The following is a 19,165-nucleotide window of genomic DNA, read 5'->3' as shown; positions in this document are numbered from 1 at the left end:
GCAATTATAAGAATGAGAAAAACTCCATGGTAGTTTATATTATCATCACGCTAATAGTGGCACTAATTGTTATTGGCGTTTGGGTCAACGCGGTGCAGCAGCATAAAGAAAAACAAAATGCTGAGCGACGTCAGGAGCTTACAAAGCAGAAAAAAATCATTGAAGAGACTGAAGAAGTATTAATGAATTCTGCTAATATTCCAATGTCAAAAGCCCTATTTTCGGTATTATATCGACGCATTTATACCGCGTTAGCAGTTATGGCTGAACTCTCACCTAACTCTAAAGAAATCAAAAATCGCTTAACGGAAGCTAAAGAGCGTATCGAAAATTCGTCAAGCCAAGACTCGTCAGCCGAGCGCATTGCGCTACCTGATAATGAAAAGCAAGTCATTGCATTATTACAAGGTGTTAAAAAACTACGTAGCATCGTTCGTTCTGAGCATTCAAAAGGCAAGATTGATACACAAGTGTTCTTAAACGAAGATAAACGTTTAGAAAAAATGCAATTACAAGTAAATATCGACAGCCAATTAAAACGCGGCAAAGCAGCGCGCAGTGCTAATATGCTCGGTTCTGCACGCCAGTATTTTGAAAAAGCGCTTGTGGTAATTAATTCGCTCAACTTTACAGACGAGTATGTCGCGTCACGCAAACAAGAAATAGAAGATATGCTTGAAGAAATAATGACAGAGTTAAAAGCAACCAACGCGAGTGATGCAAAGAAAAAACTTGATAACGAAAAAGATGACTTAGATGAACTCTTTGCACCGAAGAAGAAGTGGTAAGTTAATTCAACTCATTTAAAAAGGGCGTACATTACGCCCTTTTTCATATTATGTGGTTTTGTTTTTTTCTAGTTGCGCAAACACCACATCGAAAATTTCTTTAAAGGTGTGTGCCTTCTCATTAATATTGATTGGGATATGTAATGCTCTTGCGATATCGCTCGCTGAAATAAGCCCTCGTAAAGTATGCTGCTTATCGATCAATAATACATGCTGCTGACCGAGATTTTTTAGCGTTGCCAATACATCACCAATGGTGTAATTGTTAATTTTTGCAAAATCAATAGCGCGCATTTCATCTTTCTTTAGCATCAAGTTCTCAACCGACAAATCACCTCGAGAGACATTTCTAAGCTGCGCGATATGCAGTACTTTGTACGATGATAAATCACTTGAACTGATCACCCCCATAAAATTTTCGTCGTGATCAATTACGATTTTTGAGCGCACATGGCCCATTTTCATCATATACAGCGCTTGGTCAACTAAAACGTCTTTTTCGATTAGCTGTGGCCGTTTTTGACTAAAATCAGTGACAATATGAGAGGCGTTACTTGAAATATCGAGGGCTTGATTACCACATAGATTCGAAATCGACTGCACATTATTTAAAGAGATTGTTTCAATCACCCTAAAGTTTGCCATAAATCCTCCTCATAAATGAGAAAAAGAATGCGAAGTGTCGCGCGACACGTCAATTGAAGCAGTTACTTTTAACTATGGTGAACAGTAGTTAATTTATCAAATTATTGAACGCTTTATGTTCTTCGATATGCAGTTTAAATTGCGACAATACGTCCAAAAGTTCAACCGGTAGAAACGGTTTAAATAATACCTCATCGATACCGAAAGACTTACAATAGCTATACTCATCTTCACGGTCGCTCGACGTAACTGCAATTATCGGTACGCCAATTTTATCGCCGGACTCTTGCATACGTATTGTTTTAGCGGCTTCATATCCACTCATTTTAGGCATAGCACAGTCCATTAAAATAATATCTATTTCATGCTGATGCTGCAGCCACAGTGCCACCGCTTCTTCACCATCAGCGGCAACAATCACATTATCACCACGGTTCATTAAAATCGCGCTAAGAACGCGTTGGCTAATCGGTGCGTCATCAGCTATTAATACGGTTAACGGCACGGTTTCTTGTGGCGTAACCACATCGTTACTCTGCTTAATGTTATTAACCAAGGCTGATTTAATATCACTTGGGTGCTTTGGTAGTTGCCATACTTGGTTATAGCCAATATTCGTGACTCTGCTGACATCTGCATCCGCAATTTCGTCACCAAATACAATTAAATTTGCTGGTCGATTAAATCTGTGACGGTTAATTTTTTCATAAAAACTAACCAATTGATTTTCAAGCTCATTGTGTGACAACAATACAAAGTCGAATCCAGCAAACTGTAAATCATCCCCCAGCATATAATTAAGCGCAGCCTCTGCATCTTGTACATGGGTGACTTGCATTTGCCACTGTGCAAACAGCTCACTTAAATAACGCGCTAAAAACAACTTACTATCTAAAATTAAGACACGTTTATTGGCAAGTAACCCCTCATCATCAAGGTGATTTTCAATTAATGTACTGGTCGGCAGCGCTAAGGTAAATCTAACATCGGTGCCAAGCCCTGCTTTTGAGTTAACCGTAAATGTGCCGCCCATTAAGGTCACTAGGTTTTGGGCGATTGTTAAGCCAAGCGCATTAGATGAGTTGCCTTTTTTGGCTTTTGATTTCGGATTATTTAACTGCGCGAGTACAGTTTCATCAATGCCTTGACCGTTATCACGTACGCTAATTGTAAGCTCTGACAAGCCCGTCGTTACTTCGGCGTCTACATTAATCGAAATATCGCCACGATCAGAATATTTAATTGCTTTGTTTACAAGGTTACAAATAACCTGCTTTAAACGCACCGAGTCACCGACTAAATAGCTATTTATAGCCGGGTCAACATAAGTGACTAAGCGCAGATTTTTCTCTTTCGCTCGCAACTCAGATTCTTGGAAAATCTCACGAATTAATGCATGAATATCGAAAATATGCTGGTCGAGTGCGAGTTGGCTATGCTCAATTTTGGAGTAATCTAAAATACCATTTAGCAGCTCAAGCATATTAAACGCGCTTTTTTGAATAACACTAACGTAGCTGTGTTGGCGGTGATCAAGCTTGGTTTCTGATAACAAATGCGCCATACCCAAAAGCCCATTCATTGGCGTTTTTACTTCCATACTGATATTAGCGAGATATTCACCTTTTAGTTTATTGGCATTCTGCTCTGCTTGCTTTTGCTTTTTAAGATCGCCAAATGATTTAGACAACGCCCCCATCATGGCGTTAAATTCTACAACAAGGCGATTGATTTCATCATCGCGCGCTTGTTTTCGATCGAGTTTGAACTCTTCCGGTGCCGACATATTCACGTGGCTCATTGAATAAGCCAAATGATTTAAATGACGGGTTACTAGTAAGTGCACTAAGGTGAAAATGATCATTGATACAATAAAGGTCTTTGCACCTTGAGTAAGCAAAGTTACCACGACTTTGTCTGCAAGGTAGCCATACACACCCGACATATCCATTACTACAATCAGTTCGCCCAAATGGTATTTAGTACGATTAAATCGGTAATCAATGGCCCAAGATTTACTTTTAGCGTATTTAGTTTGCGTTTTATTAACGGTAAGACGGTTGGCATTATCTTGCCAAATCGTTACTGACGATACGTTAGGAAGTTCGCTAATACCCTGTAGTAACAATTCAAGTTGCTTTTCATCTTCCGCCCAAAGTGCATTGGTAACCGAAGGTAAATGACTTTTTTCAATTTGCTGGAAACCTTGATCGATCACGCTGAGATCGCGCTTGTAGTCCATCCATAAAATGGCGCTGGTGATCATTAACGTTAACACGGAGCTGGTAAGTAAAATACCAACAAGCAGTTGTTTTGCTAAGGGGTTTTTCAGTTTCAACGGACTACATTAAATTATAATTATTCTTATTTATAAATGTAGACCAAGCTGACGTTTTTTTAAACTTTTAATTTGAATTTCTAATTGAGTAAAAATCAATTTACTCAATTAGAAAAAAGCTGCGTTATTCGCAGTGAGGGCGTTTATTTTGTGCTTTTGCTTGATTGTGTAAAGCCATCGCATCTGGCATCCAGCTACGCAAATCACTAATACGGGTGTCTGATGAAGGGTGCGTTGATAAAAATTCTGGTGGTGCACCGTTATTATTTGCCGCCATATTACGCCATAATTCAACTGACTGCTTTGGATTAAACCCCGCTTTTGCCATCAAGTCTAAGCCAATTTTATCGGCTTCGCTTTCATGCATGCGACTAAAAGGCATCATGCCTAAATATTCAGCACCTACACCTAACGCCATCATGGTTTCATTGTGTAAACGGTTTCCTTGCGAACGACTATACGCGTCTGCAACTTGCAGTGTTGCCTGTTTAATACCGGCGGCAGTCATACGTTCGTTTGAATGCTCGGCAATTACGTGCCCGACTTCGTGGCCAAGTACTGTTGCTAATTGGTCTTGCCCTTGTGCTACTTTTAATAGCCCCGTATGTACGCCTATTTTACCGCCAGGAAGCGCAAATGCGTTTGCAGATGGTTCTTCAAATACCACAACTTCCCACTGTTGATTAGCGTATTTTGCAGGAAGCACTGAAATAACGTTGTCAGCAACACATTGCACATAGCGATTGATTTTGGCATCGGTGTTAATTGGTTGCTGCTTTTTCATTTGAACAAAGCTTTGTTTGCCAAGCTGGTTCATTTCCGCTTCAGAATACATGGCAATTTGTGTGCGCCCTGTTGGACTCGATTTACACCCAACCAGCGTGGTAGCCAAAGAGAGTGAGATCAATACATGAGATAATTTCATTACGTTTTCCCTAATGTCGTTTAGCGCTGTTTAACAAATATTGATTTTGCAATATTTACCATCACAAAGCCCTGAATTGGTAAGGTAATTTATTTTTAACAATAAACCTACAATTTAGCAAAGCGCTTAATCGGATCTGTTGTATCAAATCAAGTATTTTACACGTAAAATAGGGTTCCCCGATACCCTGAATAAGTATTTCTGTGACTGAAAAAACGTTATCTAAATCCATCTTACCCCTGCTATCGGCGCTCGTCGCAACAACGCCATTAGCAATTGACCTTTACTTACCTGCTTTTGTTGCAATATCAAGCTACTTCAACACCGATATGGCGCAAGTCCAGCTCTCTTTAAGTAGTTATTTAGCCGGTTATGCCATAGGCATGATGTTATTTGGGCCGCTAATAGATCAAAAAGGCAGGCGTTTGTTCGCGCTCTTTGGCTTGCTAGGCTTTGGCTTATGCTCTTTTTTTCTTACCGTAACACAGTCTATTGATACCTTTATTGTTTTACGCTTTGCGCAAGCATTTTTTGGCTCTGCTGTCACTGTCGTCGTACCTGGTATTATTCGCTATATGTATCAAGAAAATACTGCTAAAGGCATGTCTTACGTGTCGATGATTATGATGTTAGCACCCCTGCTCGCACCAAGTATCGGCAGTGTATTAATGATTACTTGGCATTGGCACGCGATATTTTATGCATTGACGATTTATGCAAGCGTGCTCTTTGTATTAACTTATTTTTATTTGCGAGAAGTACCGATCCACCCGAGTAAAATTAAAGGTTTGGCACTATTTTTTTCAAACTATCGTATTGTGCTTACCAACAAAAAAGCACGATTTGATATTGTTATTTCCATGCTCGCCTCGTTCGCGTTCTTTTGCTTTTTAACCAAAGTATCAGCAATTTATATGGCACACTTTAAGGTGAGTGAAACCCTATTTGGGGTGTTATTTGCATTTAATGTATTGGCGTTAATGTTAGGCAACTTTATTAATACCCGGTTAGTGCCTAAATTTGGCTCACGCAAAATGCTCAATATTGGCTTAGCCATTAGCTTTATTGCGGTAACGTGCCTTATTTTAGTCAGTGTATTTACGCACAATGTGTATTTGGTTGCCGCGTTTATTGCGCCACTGATGATGAGTTTAGGCATTATGGCAACCAACGCCGACGCGCTGATTTTAATCAATTTCAAGAAGAAGTCTGGAACAGCTACCGCAGTGATAGGTACTTTACGCTTTGGCAGTGGCGCCTTTGCTGGCCCAATTTTAGCGTTTATTCCATTGCCACCAAGTATCGGGTTTGCGGTTGCTATGGCAATGGCAGTAAGCGGTATTTTAATCTGCCAATTAAAGCAGTTAAAGTTCGGCCATTAATACCTGTTATTCAATACAACAGGCACAAAAAAAGCTGTAACCAAGGTTACAGCTTTTTTGCATTCTTAAGCACTATTATTCAGCTGCTTTAGACACCATTACCATTGCAGGACGAAGTAAACGACCATTTAATAGGTAACCTTTTTGCATTACTGCAATAACAGTGTTTGGTGCAACATCAGAAGATGGCTGAATTGACATTGCTTGATGGAATTCAGGGTTAAACGTTTCGCCTTGTGGCGCAACAACTTCAACACCAAACTTTGCTACGGCATCAACAAAGCTTTTTGCCGTCATCTCAACACCTTCGATAACCGGCTTAATGTGTTCGTTTTCTTTGTCAGCAAACTCAATCGCGCGCTCTAAGTTATCAAGCACAGGTAGTAGTTCATTGGCGAATTTTTCAAGAGCAAATTTGTGCGCTTTTTCAATATCTTGTGCTGTGCGACGACGCATGTTTTCAACTTCTGCGGCAGCACGTACTACACTGTCTTTTTGCTCTTCAATTGTTTGCTTCGCTGCTTCAAGCTCTGCATTTAATACTGCAATTTCCGCTTCTGCGCTTAGCTCTTCACCACCTTGTAGCTCTTCCGCTACTTGGTCAAGGGTTTCCTGTACTTCTGCTTCTTGCTCTGGCTGATTATTTTGCTCAGACATTGATACTCTCCGAAATCTTACAACTGATGCTAATTATGGGGATTGATAAACGCCTTTCAAGAGCTAATAGCGCAATTAATCGATATTTCGTTGATAATTGCCTCAATTTTCGCCGACTTTGGACAGAGCACACATAAACGGCCTTGGTATATCTCTTGTGAAAAGTACGGCACGCTCAGTAATAAGTAATCTTCCAACGCACCAAACGGCAAGTTGTCGTGGTACATAACCGACATGCCCATTTTCATCGCTAATTTTTGTTCTACATAATCTAAAAATGGCGCGCCAATTTGATTTAACTGCTCGCTAGACAGTGCACCAAATAAATAGTGACTACCAATAACAATGCTACTATCTACATGCAGTTTTTCAGCGAGCGCTTTAATCCACATACCAAGTGAACCATGACAAAACATTGGTGCACTTTGGCGCATCGCCGCCATACGGCGTAACCCTTCGGCCAAGTTATGCCCTGCAAAAACAGTATTTAACCACGCATTAAATTGATTGCGTAACGCATCGTTTGCTTCGCGAGGCTTGGTAATTTGAATGTTTTGGCTATTACCGTCCCTGTCGAATAGTAAAATAAGCCAGTTTTCAAAACTAAAATCGAGCACTTCTGCACGATAAATATGTTGCTGCATCGCCTCTGGCAAACTCACCAACACACACAGTTTATATTGTTGGCTCAAGCGATGAGAAAATTCGGTAAGGTTTTGCGCACTGGGTTCCCAATAGTCTGCAATATCAGAAAGTTGAAAAAATTCATCAAACCAATAGCTAAAACCTAGCTCTGTTGGTACACGTCCCGAAGAGGTGTGAGGCGCATACAATAGCCCCGACTTTTCCATACGCGCCATTGCATTGCGTACTGTTGCACTGCAAATATTAATTTGTTTCTGCTTTACTACATGGCTTGACGCAACTGGCGTACCTTCACCATTGCAATATAAGTCCATCACGGCAGAAAAAATGAGTTGATCACGGGCGCTTAATTTCATGATTATTATTTATGGCCTGATGATTAAAAATCAAGATATACTGTAGGCAAGACTTTATCAGTGACGATTTTATGGCACAAGTATTTAATAACATAGGATTGATTGGCAAACCGAACCATGAAGGCGCGGCTGTAACACTTGCCAAACTGCATACCTTTTTAACGGCTCTCGGTTATCAAGTTTACGTTGAAAGCCGTGTCGCTGACCCCATTGTTAATGAAGAGTATTCAGCGTCGTTAGTTGAAATTGGCCGCAACTGTGATTTAGCGATTGTGGTTGGTGGTGACGGTAACATGCTAGGCGCTGCTCGTGTGCTGGCCCGCTTTGATATTGCGGTTATCGGCGTGAATAGAGGTAATCTCGGTTTTCTTACTGACCTTGATCCCGATAATTTTGAGCGTGAACTTGAACAAGTGCTGGCTGGTAAATTTAGTGAAGAAAAACGCTTCTTACTGGAAGTGGAAATCTATCGCCATGAAGTGCTAAAAAGCTCAAACACGGCGGTTAACGAAGCCGTGCTGCATGCCAATAAAGTTGCACACATGATTGAGTTTGAAGCCTTTATTGATAGAGAGTTTGTATTCTCGCAAAAATCTGACGGCCTGATTGTGTCAACGCCAACAGGCTCTACAGCCTATAGCCTTTCTGGCGGAGGGCCCATTTTAAACCCAAAACTCAATGCCATTTCATTGGTGCCTATGTTTCCGCACACACTAACAAGCCGCCCACTCGTGGTGGATGCAAATAGTGAAGTAAAACTGGCATTGAGCCCAGCAAATGATGTGGACTTACAAGTGAGTTGTGATAGTCATGTTGTGTTAGCGGTATTGCCAGGTGATGAAATTGTAATCAAACGAAGTGAACAAAAGTTACGCATGGTACATCCAAGCAAATATTCGTATTACAATGTACTGCGCCAAAAGTTAAACTGGGGCAGCCGTTTATATTAATCAACCTGAAATCAAAATAACAAATTAAGTTCTAGCGGACACTAAGGCATTACATCGTTAAATGTGCGTACACTAGCCCTATTTTATCGCACAAATTTGTCTTGTACTTGGAAAACCGATAAAACTAGAACGCACAAGAACATTATTGCTAAGTGTGTTACCCAATTTACTTAGTCAGATTCAGAGTAATCAATTGAAAGGAAATAAAAAGTGGGGTTTGTAGTATTTTTAACCACCGTTTTATTAATTGTACTGTTAACGACATTTCTAGTCATAGATAACAATCGAAAAAAAGCATTAGCACTTGAAAAACAACAACAAAACGAACGTATCGAAGTTGTTAGCTCTCGTTACAGCAAAATAGTGCAAAGCTATACTAAATCACGCATCGTAAAACCAAAAGACATTAGTGGGTTATCGCAAATCAACAACAATTATTTTGTAATGCAACGTAAAAACGATAAAACCATTACCCATTATGAACAAGTAATCGGTAACCTAACTGACTTACTCGAAAATGAGCTAATAAAGTTTGAATCGGCAGAAGATAAATTGACGTTAAGTAAACAAATCTATGCCTTTGTTGAACAATTACCGACATCCGGGCACCAATTCAACAGTGATTTTTATTTGCATCAATTGCCTTCATTAAGCCAACAAGTGATAACGCCAACACTTGCATCTACTGATGAAAACGTTGAGCCGGAACTTCACGAAGAAAACGCTTAATGTGATCTGCGCTAAAGGCTAAATATCAGCCATTAGCGCAATCCCTTTTCAATACTTCTGCTTACTCCTTTTTTCTTCCGCAACAAAATATCTTCATTTTTAACTTGCCTATTTTTTATTTACTGTATAAATTACCAGTAAATGTACTGTATGGATAATCAGTTATGTTAGCATCATTACAAGTAACAAATTTTGCAATTGTTGAACACCTTGATATTGAATGGCATCAAGGTATGACAACTATCACAGGTGAAACTGGCGCAGGTAAATCCATCGCAATAGACGCCCTATCGCTATGTTTAGGCGAACGTGCCGAAGCCAGCATGGTGCGTGAAGGCGCCGATAAAGCCCAAGTTTCTGCAGTGTTTGATATTCAGAACTTACCTGCTGCACAACACTTTATTAGTGAACATGAATTAGGTGATAGTAGCGAATGCATTATCCGCCGCGTAGTATCGGCAAACGGCCGCAGTAAAGCCTATATAAACGGCGTAATGGTGCCTGCAGGCCAGTTGAAGTCACTCGGCGGCCTGCTTATTTCAATTCACGGCCAACACGCGCACCAACAGCTCAATAAGGCCGGTTATCAATTGTCGGTAGTCGATAGCTTTGCTGGACACATTGAACTTGTGAACGACGTTAAAACGGCATACAACGCACTGCAATCACTTGAAAAAGAAAAGGCGACGCTAAGCCAGTCTCTCCAGCAAGCAGCAGCCGAAAAGCAATTGCTCGAGTATCAAGTGGCTGAGTTAGATGAGTTTTCTCTTGAACACGGTGAGTTTGAAGAAATTGAACAGCAACATAAACTGCTAAGTAACGCAAATTCGCTGCTTGAAGGTACACAAAAAGAGCTGCAAATTATTTATCAACAAGATAATTATAATGCGTACTCTATGGTGCAATCGAGTGCAAACCAAATTGCAGAGTTAGCAAGTTTAGATAAAAAATTGGCTCCAATCGCTGACTTGTTATTTGAAGCAGGTATCAGTTTAGAAGAAGCTGCGCGCGAACTTAGCCATTATCAAGACAGCGTTGAAATGGACCCTGCGCAGTTATCAGAACTCGATGACCGTATCGCACGCGCACTTGATTTGGCAAGAAAGCACGATATTTCACCTGAAGCAATCCCAGATTTACACGCTGAGCTAAAGCAAAGTCTTGCCAACATTGAACAAAGTGACGAACGTCTTGGTGCACTAGAAAGCGAAATCGCCGAAGCTAAAGAACATTATATGACTGTCGCAACGCGCCTTTCGCAAAGCCGAAAAACCGCAGCAGATGAACTATCAAAGCAAGTTACTGAATCACTAGTGATGTTATCAATGGAAAACGCCAAGTTTGCCATTGTGGTTGAGCAACAAGAGATAACCAGTAGCAAAGGCTTAGACAGTATAGATTTTCAAGTAGCTGCTAACACAGGCCAACGTTTACAACCGCTTGTGAAAGTAGCCTCGGGTGGTGAGCTATCACGTATTAGCCTTGCCATTGAAGTTATCATTGCAGATAAAATGACTACGCCAACCTTAATTTTTGATGAAGTTGATGTGGGTATTTCTGGCCCAACTGCATCAGCAGTTGGCAAGTTATTGCGCCAATTAGGCAATAGTACTCAGGTAATTTGTGTAACCCACTTACCGCAAGTAGCATCAAGTGGTCATAATCAATTTTTTGTCAGTAAAAGCGATGATGGCACGCACACGCATACCCATATGTCGGTGCTGGATAACTCGGGGCGAATTGATGAGATTGCACGCTTACTAGGTGGCACGAATATTAGTGAAATTACCCGCACTAATGCCTCAGAATTACTGTCGCAATATCATTAAGTACAGAAAAACATAAACACAAAAAAGGTGGGCATTTACCCACCTTTTTTAATGTTATAAGCTGCCTTAAATGTTTAACCACATTCAGGCTACACAGCACTAAACTTCGAGATAGTCCATAATGCCTTCTGCTGCGTTGCGGCCCTCATAAATAGCGGTAACCACTAAATCAGAACCCCTTACTGCATCGCCACCAGCAAAGATTTTAGGATTAGATGTTTGATGCGTATATGCGCCTTGCTCCGGTGCCACAATGCGGCCCCATTTATCAAGCTCTACATCAAACTCACTTAACCACGGCATTGCATGAGGCTGGAAACCAAATGCCATGATCACCGCATCGGCTGGCACAACATGCTCAGAACCTGCTACTTCCTCTGCACGGCGGCGGCCATTTCCATCGGCCTCGCCAAGCTGCGTTTTAACCATTTTTACGCCAGTTACTTTGCCACTGTCATTAAGTACAACCCCTTTTGGTTGTACATTAAACATAAACTCAACGCCCTCTTCTTTGGCATTTTTTACTTCACGTACTGAGCCTGGCATATTGGCTTCATCACGACGATAAGCACACACAACGCTACTTGCATTTTGACGAATTGAGGTACGCACACAGTCCATTGCCGTATCACCACCACCTAACACAACGACGCGTTTGCCTTGCATATTGATGTAAGATTCTGGTGTTTCATCATAACCCATTTGAAAATTGGTATTGGCAATTAAAAATGGCAATGCATCAAACACACCATCAGCATCTTCGTTTTCAAGACCTGCACGCATATTTTGATAAGTGCCCACCGCTAAAAATACCGCGTCGTATTCATCAATAATGGTTTGTAGTGCAATGTCTTTACCGACCTCGGTATTTAACACAAATTCAACGCCCATCCCCGTGAAAATTTCACGGCGGTTTTCCATTACCGATTTTTCTAATTTAAACGATGGGATACCAAACGTCAGTAAACCGCCAATTTCAGGATGACGGTCAAACACCACAGGCTTAACACCATTACGCGCAAGAATATCAGCACAACCTAACCCTGCAGGCCCCGCTCCGATAATAGCAACTTTCTTATCGCTCCAAACCACGTGCGACATATCTGGCTTCCAGCCCATCGCAAAGGCCGTATCAGAAATATACTTTTCGATATTACCTATGGTTACCGCGCCGAATTCTTCGTTGAGTGTACACGCACCTTCACATAAACGGTCTTGCGGACATACGCGTCCACACACTTCAGGCAGGCTATTGGTGCGATGCGACAATTCAGCCGCTTCGATCACTTTGCCGGCTTTGATCAATTTTAACCATTGTGGAATATAGTTGTGTACAGGGCATTTCCATTCACAATATGGGTTACCACAATCAAGGCAACGATCGGCTTGCGAATCAACTTGTTTCGCAGAAAACGGTTCGTAGATTTCAACAAACTGTTTTTTACGTGACGAAATAGGCTTTTTGCGCGGGTCGACACGCTGCACATCGATAAATTGATATACGTTTTGTGACATTGTACTTCTCCTATTGCGCCTGTATTCTTAATTCAGCACTTGAACGTGCTCTATGACCAAGCAAACCTTTCACATCACTCGACTTAGGTTTAACCAATCTAAATTGCGCAATGTATGACTCAAAATCAGCAAGAATTTGCTCTGCACGATTTGACTGTGTTGCTTCTAAATGCTCGCCAATTAAGCCGCGTAAATGTTCGTGATGAATATTTAAATCTGCAAGCTCTAATAACTCAACCAACTCTGTATTGATGCGTTTATCAAAGTCGCCTTTTTCATCAAGTACGTAAGCAAAACCACCTGTCATACCCGCGCCAAAGTTAATACCGGTGTCGCCAAGCACGCACACAATACCGCCAGTCATATATTCACAGCCGTTATCACCGAGTCCCTCTACTACCGCAATAGCACCCGAGTTACGCACCGCAAAGCGCTCACCCGCTCGACCAGCAGCAAATAATTTACCGCCAGTAGCACCATACAAACAGGTGTTACCTGCAATCGTTGCATGATGTGATTTAAACGATGAACCAAGCGGCGGACGTACGGTAATTTTACCGCCAGCCATGCCTTTACCGACATAATCGTTAGCATCACCAGTTACATGCAGTTCAAGACCGCCCGCATTCCAAACACCCAATGATTGACCTGCCGTACCTTGCAATTCGATAATAATCGGATCGGCCGCTAAACCCTGATTTCCGTGAAGATCAGCAATATGGCCAGATAACAACGCACCAACTGAACGATCGGTATTTTGAATAGGCGCTCGCAATTTAAGAGACGTTTTGCTCTCAATTGCCTCTTTTGCTTGAGCCAACAAACTTTCATTAAGTTTGCCTTCGTAGTGCGATGTATTTGGCGCACTGCAATATAAGGTTTCACCACTCTTATTATTTGGCTTTGCAATAACAGGCGATAAATCGAGCTTGCTTTGTTTTGCTGTTGTGCCTTCAAGCACTTCAAGCAGATCGGTTCGGCCAATTAAATCAACTAATTTAGTTACGCCTAAGCTCGCCATAATTTCGCGCGCTTCTTCAGCAATAAACTTAAAGTAGTTCATCGCCATTTCCGGTAAACCGTGATAATGCTTCGCACGCAGTGTTTCGTCTTGCGTTGCAACACCTGTTGCACAGTTATTTAAATGACAAATTCGCAGGTATTTACAGCCAAGTGCAACCATAGGACCGGTGCCAAAACCAAAGCTTTCTGCACCTAAAATAGCCGCTTTAATAATATCTAAACCAGTTTTCAAACCACCATCGGTTTGCAAACGAATACGGTGACGTAAACCATTTTCAACCAGTGCCTGCTGCGTTTCTGCAAGGCCAAGTTCCCAAGGACAACCCGCATACTTAACAGAGGTTAATGGTGAAGCGCCCGTACCACCATCGTAACCGGCGATGGTAATAAGATCGGCATAAGCTTTAGCAACACCAGTAGCAATTGTGCCTACACCCGGTTCGGATACTAGCTTCACTGAAATCATGGCATCTGGGTTTACTTGCTTTAAATCAAAAATAAGCTGAGCTAAATCTTCGATTGAATAAATATCATGATGCGGTGGTGGCGAAATTAATGTTACGCCAGGTACTGAATAGCGTAGCTTAGCAATGTATGGTGTCACTTTTTCACCCGGCAATTGCCCGCCTTCACCTGGTTTTGCACCCTGAGCCACTTTAATCTGAATGACATCTGCATTTTTGAGATAGTGCGGCGTCACGCCAAATCGACCCGATGCAACTTGCTTAATACGCGAATTCTTTTCGGTGCCGTAGCGAGCGACATCTTCACCGCCTTCACCTGAATTTGAACAGCCACCTAAGCGGTTCATTGCAATCGCTAGCGCTTCATGTGCTTCAGGCGATAACGCTCCAATACTCATTGCCGCTGAGTCAAAGCGCTTATAGAGTTCAGTCGCATCTTCCACTTCACTCACATCAATAGCCGTTTGCCCTGTTTTCAGTTTTAACAGGTCACGAATATTAGTGACTGGACGAGTGTTTACTAAATCCGCATATTTTTGATAATCCTGATAATTACCTGAGCGCACAGCTACTTGTAATGTTTGGATCACATCAGGGTTGTACGCGTGATACTCGCCGTTATGTACGTATTTTAACAAGCCTCCGTGGTCGAGCGGCTTGCGCTTGATCCACGCTTTACGCGATAAATTAATAAGATCTTGGTGGAAATCGTTAAAGTCTGCACCTTGAATACGCGAAACAACGCCTGAGAAACACAAGTCTACAACTTCATCGCTTAACCCTACTGCTTCGAACAGCATCGAACAACGGTAGCTAGCAACGGTACTAATGCCCATTTTGGACATTATTTTGTAGAGACCTTTGTTAATTGCATTACGATACGCCAAGGTCACATCGCGATACGATTTTTCTATGATGCCGGTATCTACCATTTGTGTTAGCGTTTCATATGCTAAATATGGGTAGATAGCGGTAGTACCAAAGCCGAGTAATACGGCAAATTGATGTGGGTCACGACAGCTCGCTGTTTCAATAATAATGTTAGTATCACAGCGTAAGTTCTTACTCACTAAACGACGCTGCACAGCACCCACTGCCATCGCAGCAGGAATCGGCAAAGTGTCAGGCGTTAAACCCTTATCACTTAATACAATCAATACCGTACCTTGACGCGCCAATTCTTCCGCTTGATCACATACGTTTTCAATTGCCGATAACAATGAGTCATCTTTATCATAATTAATCGACAATGAGGCAAATGAATAATGCGCCTGATCTGCAGACAATAACTGACTCATATCAGAGTAAGTCAACACTGGCGATGAAAACTGTAAGCGTTTTGCGTGCCCTGTTGTCTCGTTAAATACATTCTGTTCACGACCAATGCAGGTAGCCAGTGACATAACATGGTTTTCACGTAATGGATCTATTGGCGGGTTAGTCACCTGCGCAAATTTTTGACGGAAATAGTCATACACTAAACGTGATTGTGACGACAGCACCGCAAATGGCGTGTCATCGCCCATTGACCCCGTTGCTTCTTGGCCTGAGCTGCCCATTGGGCGAATAACTTGGTCAAGTTCTTCATTACTGTAAGCAAACTGCTTGTGGTAAATCGCCAACATATCATCGTCGTATTCACGTTGACCGATAAGGTCTTGCTCGTCAATTTCCTCAAGTGGTACTAAACGTTTCACGTTATCAGTTAACCACTGCTTATAGGTATGACGCTTTTTCAAATCTTCGTCGATTTCGCACGATTGCCATACTTTGCCATGCAATGTATCAATAACGAGTAATTCACCCGGCCCAACACGGCCTTTTTCTTTAACCTCGTCAGCAGAGTAACCCCAAATACCCACTTCTGACGCTAAAGTAATATGATTGTCTTTAGTAATTACATAACGCGCAGGACGTAATCCGTTTCGGTCTAAGTTACACGCGGCAAATCGGCCATCCGACATTACTAACCCTGCAGGACCATCCCAAGGCTCCATGTGCATTGAGTTAAAATCATAAAAGGCACGTAAGTCTTCATCCATTGCACGGTTTTTCTGCCATGCAGGTGGCACTAGCATGCGCATCGCTCGGAAAATATCCATACCACCCGCTAAGAAAAGCTCTAGCATATTATCTAGGCTTGAACTGTCTGAACCCGATTCATTAACAAAGGGTGCTGCGCTTTGTAAGTCAGGAAGTAATGGTGACGAAAACTTATATGCGCGCGCTCTCGCCCACTGGCGATTACCTTCGATAGTGTTAATTTCACCGTTGTGTGCAAGGTATCTAAATGGTTGTGCCAACGGCCAGCGCGGTTGCGTATTAGTAGAAAAACGTTGGTGGAAAACGCAGATAGCAGATTCCATACGCATATCAGCTAGATCAAGGTAGAAGTTCGGCAAATCTGCCGGCATCATTAAGCCTTTATACACCGATACTAAGCCCGACAGGCTCGCAATATAAAAATGATCATCGTTAATTTGTTTTTCTATGCGACGTCGTGCGATGTACAAACGGCGCTCTAAATCTTTTGGACGCCAGCCTTCTGGCGCTGAAATAAAGACCTGCTGAAAATTCGGTAATTGTTCTAGCGCAATAGGTCCTAGACTTGCTGGATTAACGGGCACATCGCGCCAACCAACCAGTTTTAGCGTTTCTTTTTCTAGTTCTTCACTAATAATCTGTTTGTTGTGCTCTGCGATAACCGGATCAGGACTTAGGAATAACATACCAACAGCGTAGTTTTTACCTAAGTGCCAATCGTTTTCAGCGGCAACAGCACGGAAGAAACCGTCTGGTTTTTGCAATAACAACCCACAGCCATCGCCGGTTTTACCATCTGCTGCAATACCACCGCGGTGTTGCATTCGGTCTAACCCAGTGATCGCTGTGCGAACTAATTTGTGACTCGGCTGACCTTCAATGTGCGCGATAAGGCCAAAACCGCAATTATCTTTTTCTAATCTCGAGTCATATAACATGTTGGACTCCTCCCTTGCTACAGCTCAAGTGAACAAAACAGTTGTGATTGACGGAAGTATTGGCGTGACCGTATCGAAGTTTTATGACAGTTCGATAAGTAATAGCGATTTTGTTAACGCGAAACAAAGGTTGCTAATGTTGGTACGTGCCGAGTGTTCACTTGCGCGATTCTCAAAATTAACCAAGATATTGCTTAGAGTCAACCAAATTATGAATACATATTCAGGTTATTGAATATTTTTCACTTATACATAAATTCAACAACCTAACCGGGGAAAGCCTCTAAATTGGGGTTATCTTGGTTATAGGATCTCATTGACACCGGTATCATATTAACACCATGTAAATAAAAACAACTCTCAACTGTAGTTTACGTAAACGTAAACCATTCATGATTTTGAATATTTATTCATGGTAATACCAATTAACCGAAAACCCTCTTTTTAAACTTGAATTATCTTGTACATCAGGCAGGACGCTAGTTTGCGGGCGCACACTTTCCGGCGTTTTGTTGAATGGTTTTAATCGTTCCGGCTTGCTCAAACTCTGATAGCTTGGTATTAATTTTAACTTGCAGCGATTGCCACATTGCGTTGCGTTTACTTATAGCATAGTAAAAATCATTATATTGAAAGGCCGGTTCAATAAATTTAATTTGATTTTTGTCACTTCGCTCGTCGTGACTTAATAGGTAATCGACTACATTGGGATCAGCAACAATGTAATCTACCCGACTCGCCAATAAGAGTTTTAGGTTTTGTTGATCATCGCGCGCTTGAATTGCATTAAAAAAGCCAATATCAAGGTGCTTATCAAACTCAGGGGTATTTTGATACCCTCTTACAACACCAATTCTCGCACCTTGGATCGACTGAAAAGTGCCATCGTATTTTGCTTTATAATTTTCTCGGCTCATTAGCCCGATTAAGCCGCCTGCGTAAGGGTTTGATAACGCTAAGTTGTTACGTCTAAAGCTATGTGCTATTACATCACTTGGAGCAGTCACTTCTATAAAGTATTCTGGGAACAAAATATCAGCCTGCCCTAATTCAGCCATACGTACCGAGCGAGCCCAAGGAAAAAACTCGACGCTAATACCAAACCCAAGTTCATTAAATAGTGCTGCGGTAAGTTTAAATACCCAACCTTTGTCACATAAATTACGGTCAATGTATGGCGGCCAATCAAGCGTTACTAAGCTTAATTGCTGTGGTAGTTCACGGGCTATTTCAAAACGGTTGGCAGAGGGCTGATTAACGGTGATCGTTTTAGTTTGTTGCTGATGTTGATATGAAAGTTCGAATGATTTTGCAACGCTCTCTAAACTCAATAAAAGCAGCGAAACAACTAGAGGAATAAAATAAGGTTGAAAAGTCATACTAAGCTTAAAACATCATACTAATGGTTTAAGCTTAGCAAAAATACCACAAAATTAATTACTACTTAACGTAATATTATTCTGCTTCTTTATTTTTAGCGGCAACTTCAGTGATTAAAGGTTGTAGTTCACCGCGTTGGAACATTTCAACAATAATGTCACAACCACCAATTAGCTCACCTTCAACCCATAACTGTGGGAACGTAGGCCAGTTTGCATAAGCTGGTAACTCTGCACGGATATCAGGGTTTTGAAGAATATCAACGTATGCAAATTGCTCACCACATGCCATTAAAGCTTGTGACGCTTGAGATGAAAAACCACAGCTCGGTAATTTTGGAGAGCCCTTCATATAAAGTAGAATTGAGTTTTCTGCGATCTGTTGCTTAATCTTGTCTAACGTTTCCATTTACTACCTCGACACCTTTTGGCGTAATTTATCTTTGTTTAGCAATTCAACCGAGTGATTTACTCGCCTTATTTGGCACACTAGCGCAGTTTCATTGTCGATTATTACTCTTTTTCAACATGCCAATAGACTTATTCGCATCTATTGGCA

14 protein-coding genes are annotated in these 19,165 nt (G+C 41.6%); 5 read left to right on the top strand and 9 right to left on the bottom strand.

The window, feature by feature from the left end:
• The first annotated feature begins 26 nt into the window (after positions 1-26).
• Positions 27-788: a hypothetical protein gene (locus tag L1068_RS00160; protein WP_237128546.1), complete on the top strand. Its 762-nt coding sequence runs from the start codon at positions 27-29 to the stop codon at positions 786-788.
• Between the two features lie 48 nt (positions 789-836).
• Here L1068_RS00160 and L1068_RS00155 read toward each other — a convergent pair whose 3' ends face one another.
• The 3 genes from L1068_RS00155 to L1068_RS00145 form a co-directional block, all read right to left on the bottom strand.
• Positions 837-1,433 (bottom strand): CBS domain-containing protein, encoded by a 597-nt coding sequence (locus L1068_RS00155; RefSeq protein ID WP_237128545.1) that lies wholly within the window; start codon positions 1,431-1,433, stop codon positions 837-839.
• Positions 1,434-1,521: 88 nt separating this feature from the next.
• Positions 1,522-3,771 (bottom strand): response regulator, encoded by a 2,250-nt coding sequence (locus L1068_RS00150; RefSeq protein ID WP_237128544.1) that lies wholly within the window; start codon positions 3,769-3,771, stop codon positions 1,522-1,524.
• 124 nt (positions 3,772-3,895) lie between these two features.
• Positions 3,896-4,696 carry a M48 family metallopeptidase gene (locus L1068_RS00145; protein WP_237128543.1) on the bottom strand — a complete coding sequence of 267 codons (801 nt, stop codon included), beginning with the start codon at positions 4,694-4,696 and terminating at the stop codon, positions 3,896-3,898.
• 203 nt (positions 4,697-4,899) lie between these two features.
• On the opposite strand from L1068_RS00145, the gene L1068_RS00140 reads away from it, so the two are divergent.
• Positions 4,900-6,078 carry a Bcr/CflA family efflux MFS transporter gene (locus L1068_RS00140; RefSeq protein ID WP_237128542.1) on the top strand — a complete coding sequence of 393 codons (1,179 nt, stop codon included), beginning with the start codon at positions 4,900-4,902 and terminating at the stop codon, positions 6,076-6,078.
• A 75-nt stretch (positions 6,079-6,153) separates the two neighbouring features.
• On the opposite strand, the gene grpE is transcribed toward L1068_RS00140, so the two are convergent.
• Positions 6,154-6,735 (bottom strand): nucleotide exchange factor GrpE, encoded by a 582-nt coding sequence (gene grpE, locus L1068_RS00135; RefSeq protein ID WP_237128541.1) that lies wholly within the window; start codon positions 6,733-6,735, stop codon positions 6,154-6,156.
• A gap of 56 nt (positions 6,736-6,791) precedes the next feature.
• Positions 6,792-7,736 carry an HrcA family transcriptional regulator gene (locus L1068_RS00130; protein WP_237128540.1) on the bottom strand — a complete coding sequence of 315 codons (945 nt, stop codon included), beginning with the start codon at positions 7,734-7,736 and terminating at the stop codon, positions 6,792-6,794.
• 71 nt (positions 7,737-7,807) lie between these two features.
• Between L1068_RS00130 and nadK the strand changes: the two genes are divergently transcribed.
• The 3 genes from nadK to recN all read left to right on the top strand — a co-directional run bounded on the left by nadK (position 7,808) and on the right by recN (position 11,244).
• Positions 7,808-8,686: an NAD(+) kinase gene (nadK, locus tag L1068_RS00125; RefSeq protein ID WP_237128539.1), complete on the top strand. Its 879-nt coding sequence runs from the start codon at positions 7,808-7,810 to the stop codon at positions 8,684-8,686.
• Positions 8,687-8,896: 210 nt separating this feature from the next.
• Complete coding sequence (locus tag L1068_RS00120; RefSeq protein WP_237128538.1) at positions 8,897-9,415, top strand: hypothetical protein; 519 nt, start codon at positions 8,897-8,899, stop codon at positions 9,413-9,415.
• A gap of 164 nt (positions 9,416-9,579) precedes the next feature.
• Positions 9,580-11,244 carry a DNA repair protein RecN gene (gene recN / locus L1068_RS00115; RefSeq protein WP_237128537.1) on the top strand — a complete coding sequence of 555 codons (1,665 nt, stop codon included), beginning with the start codon at positions 9,580-9,582 and terminating at the stop codon, positions 11,242-11,244.
• A 99-nt stretch (positions 11,245-11,343) separates the two neighbouring features.
• On the opposite strand, the gene L1068_RS00110 is transcribed toward recN, so the two are convergent.
• From L1068_RS00110 to L1068_RS00095, 4 genes are all read right to left on the bottom strand, one after another.
• On the bottom strand, positions 11,344-12,759 hold the full coding sequence (locus L1068_RS00110; protein ID WP_237128536.1) for an FAD-dependent oxidoreductase: 1,416 nt from the start codon (positions 12,757-12,759) through the stop codon (positions 11,344-11,346).
• Positions 12,760-12,769: 10 nt separating this feature from the next.
• A complete protein-coding gene (gltB, locus tag L1068_RS00105) occupies positions 12,770-17,227 on the bottom strand; it encodes a glutamate synthase large subunit (protein WP_237128535.1) in 4,458 nt (1,485 codons plus the stop codon).
• A gap of 479 nt (positions 17,228-17,706) precedes the next feature.
• Positions 17,707-18,606, bottom strand: a complete 900-nt coding sequence (locus L1068_RS00100) for a transporter substrate-binding domain-containing protein (protein ID WP_237128534.1) — start codon at positions 18,604-18,606, stop codon at positions 17,707-17,709.
• Positions 18,607-18,682: 76 nt separating this feature from the next.
• A complete protein-coding gene (locus L1068_RS00095; protein WP_010560386.1) occupies positions 18,683-19,015 on the bottom strand; it encodes a Grx4 family monothiol glutaredoxin in 333 nt (110 codons plus the stop codon).
• Between the last annotated feature and the right edge of the window lie 150 nt (positions 19,016-19,165).

This window comes from Pseudoalteromonas sp. MMG024 (assembly GCF_021654175.1).
Classification (GTDB): domain Bacteria; phylum Pseudomonadota; class Gammaproteobacteria; order Enterobacterales; family Alteromonadaceae; genus Pseudoalteromonas.
Note: the sequence above shows the minus strand (reverse complement) of the source record. Positions and strands in the feature narration are given on the sequence as shown.

Excerpts from the sequence above, each read along its gene's own strand:
- L1068_RS00100 (WP_237128534.1), bottom strand. The coding sequence starts at position 18,606 with ATGACTTTTCAACCTTATTTTATTCCTCTAGTTGTTTCGCTGCTTTTA.
- L1068_RS00155 (WP_237128545.1), bottom strand. The coding sequence starts at position 1,433 with ATGGCAAACTTTAGGGTGATTGAAACAATCTCTTTAAATAATGTGCAG.
- gltB (WP_237128535.1), bottom strand. The coding sequence starts at position 17,227 with ATGTTATATGACTCGAGATTAGAAAAAGATAATTGCGGTTTTGGCCTT.
- recN (WP_237128537.1), top strand. The coding sequence starts at position 9,580 with ATGTTAGCATCATTACAAGTAACAAATTTTGCAATTGTTGAACACCTT.
- nadK (WP_237128539.1), top strand. The coding sequence starts at position 7,808 with ATGGCACAAGTATTTAATAACATAGGATTGATTGGCAAACCGAACCAT.
- L1068_RS00160 (WP_237128546.1), top strand. The coding sequence starts at position 27 with ATGGTAGTTTATATTATCATCACGCTAATAGTGGCACTAATTGTTATT.
- L1068_RS00110 (WP_237128536.1), bottom strand. The coding sequence starts at position 12,759 with ATGTCACAAAACGTATATCAATTTATCGATGTGCAGCGTGTCGACCCG.
- L1068_RS00130 (WP_237128540.1), bottom strand. The coding sequence starts at position 7,736 with ATGAAATTAAGCGCCCGTGATCAACTCATTTTTTCTGCCGTGATGGAC.
- L1068_RS00145 (WP_237128543.1), bottom strand. The coding sequence starts at position 4,696 with ATGAAATTATCTCATGTATTGATCTCACTCTCTTTGGCTACCACGCTG.
- grpE (WP_237128541.1), bottom strand. The coding sequence starts at position 6,735 with ATGTCTGAGCAAAATAATCAGCCAGAGCAAGAAGCAGAAGTACAGGAA.
- L1068_RS00095 (WP_010560386.1), bottom strand. The coding sequence starts at position 19,015 with ATGGAAACGTTAGACAAGATTAAGCAACAGATCGCAGAAAACTCAATT.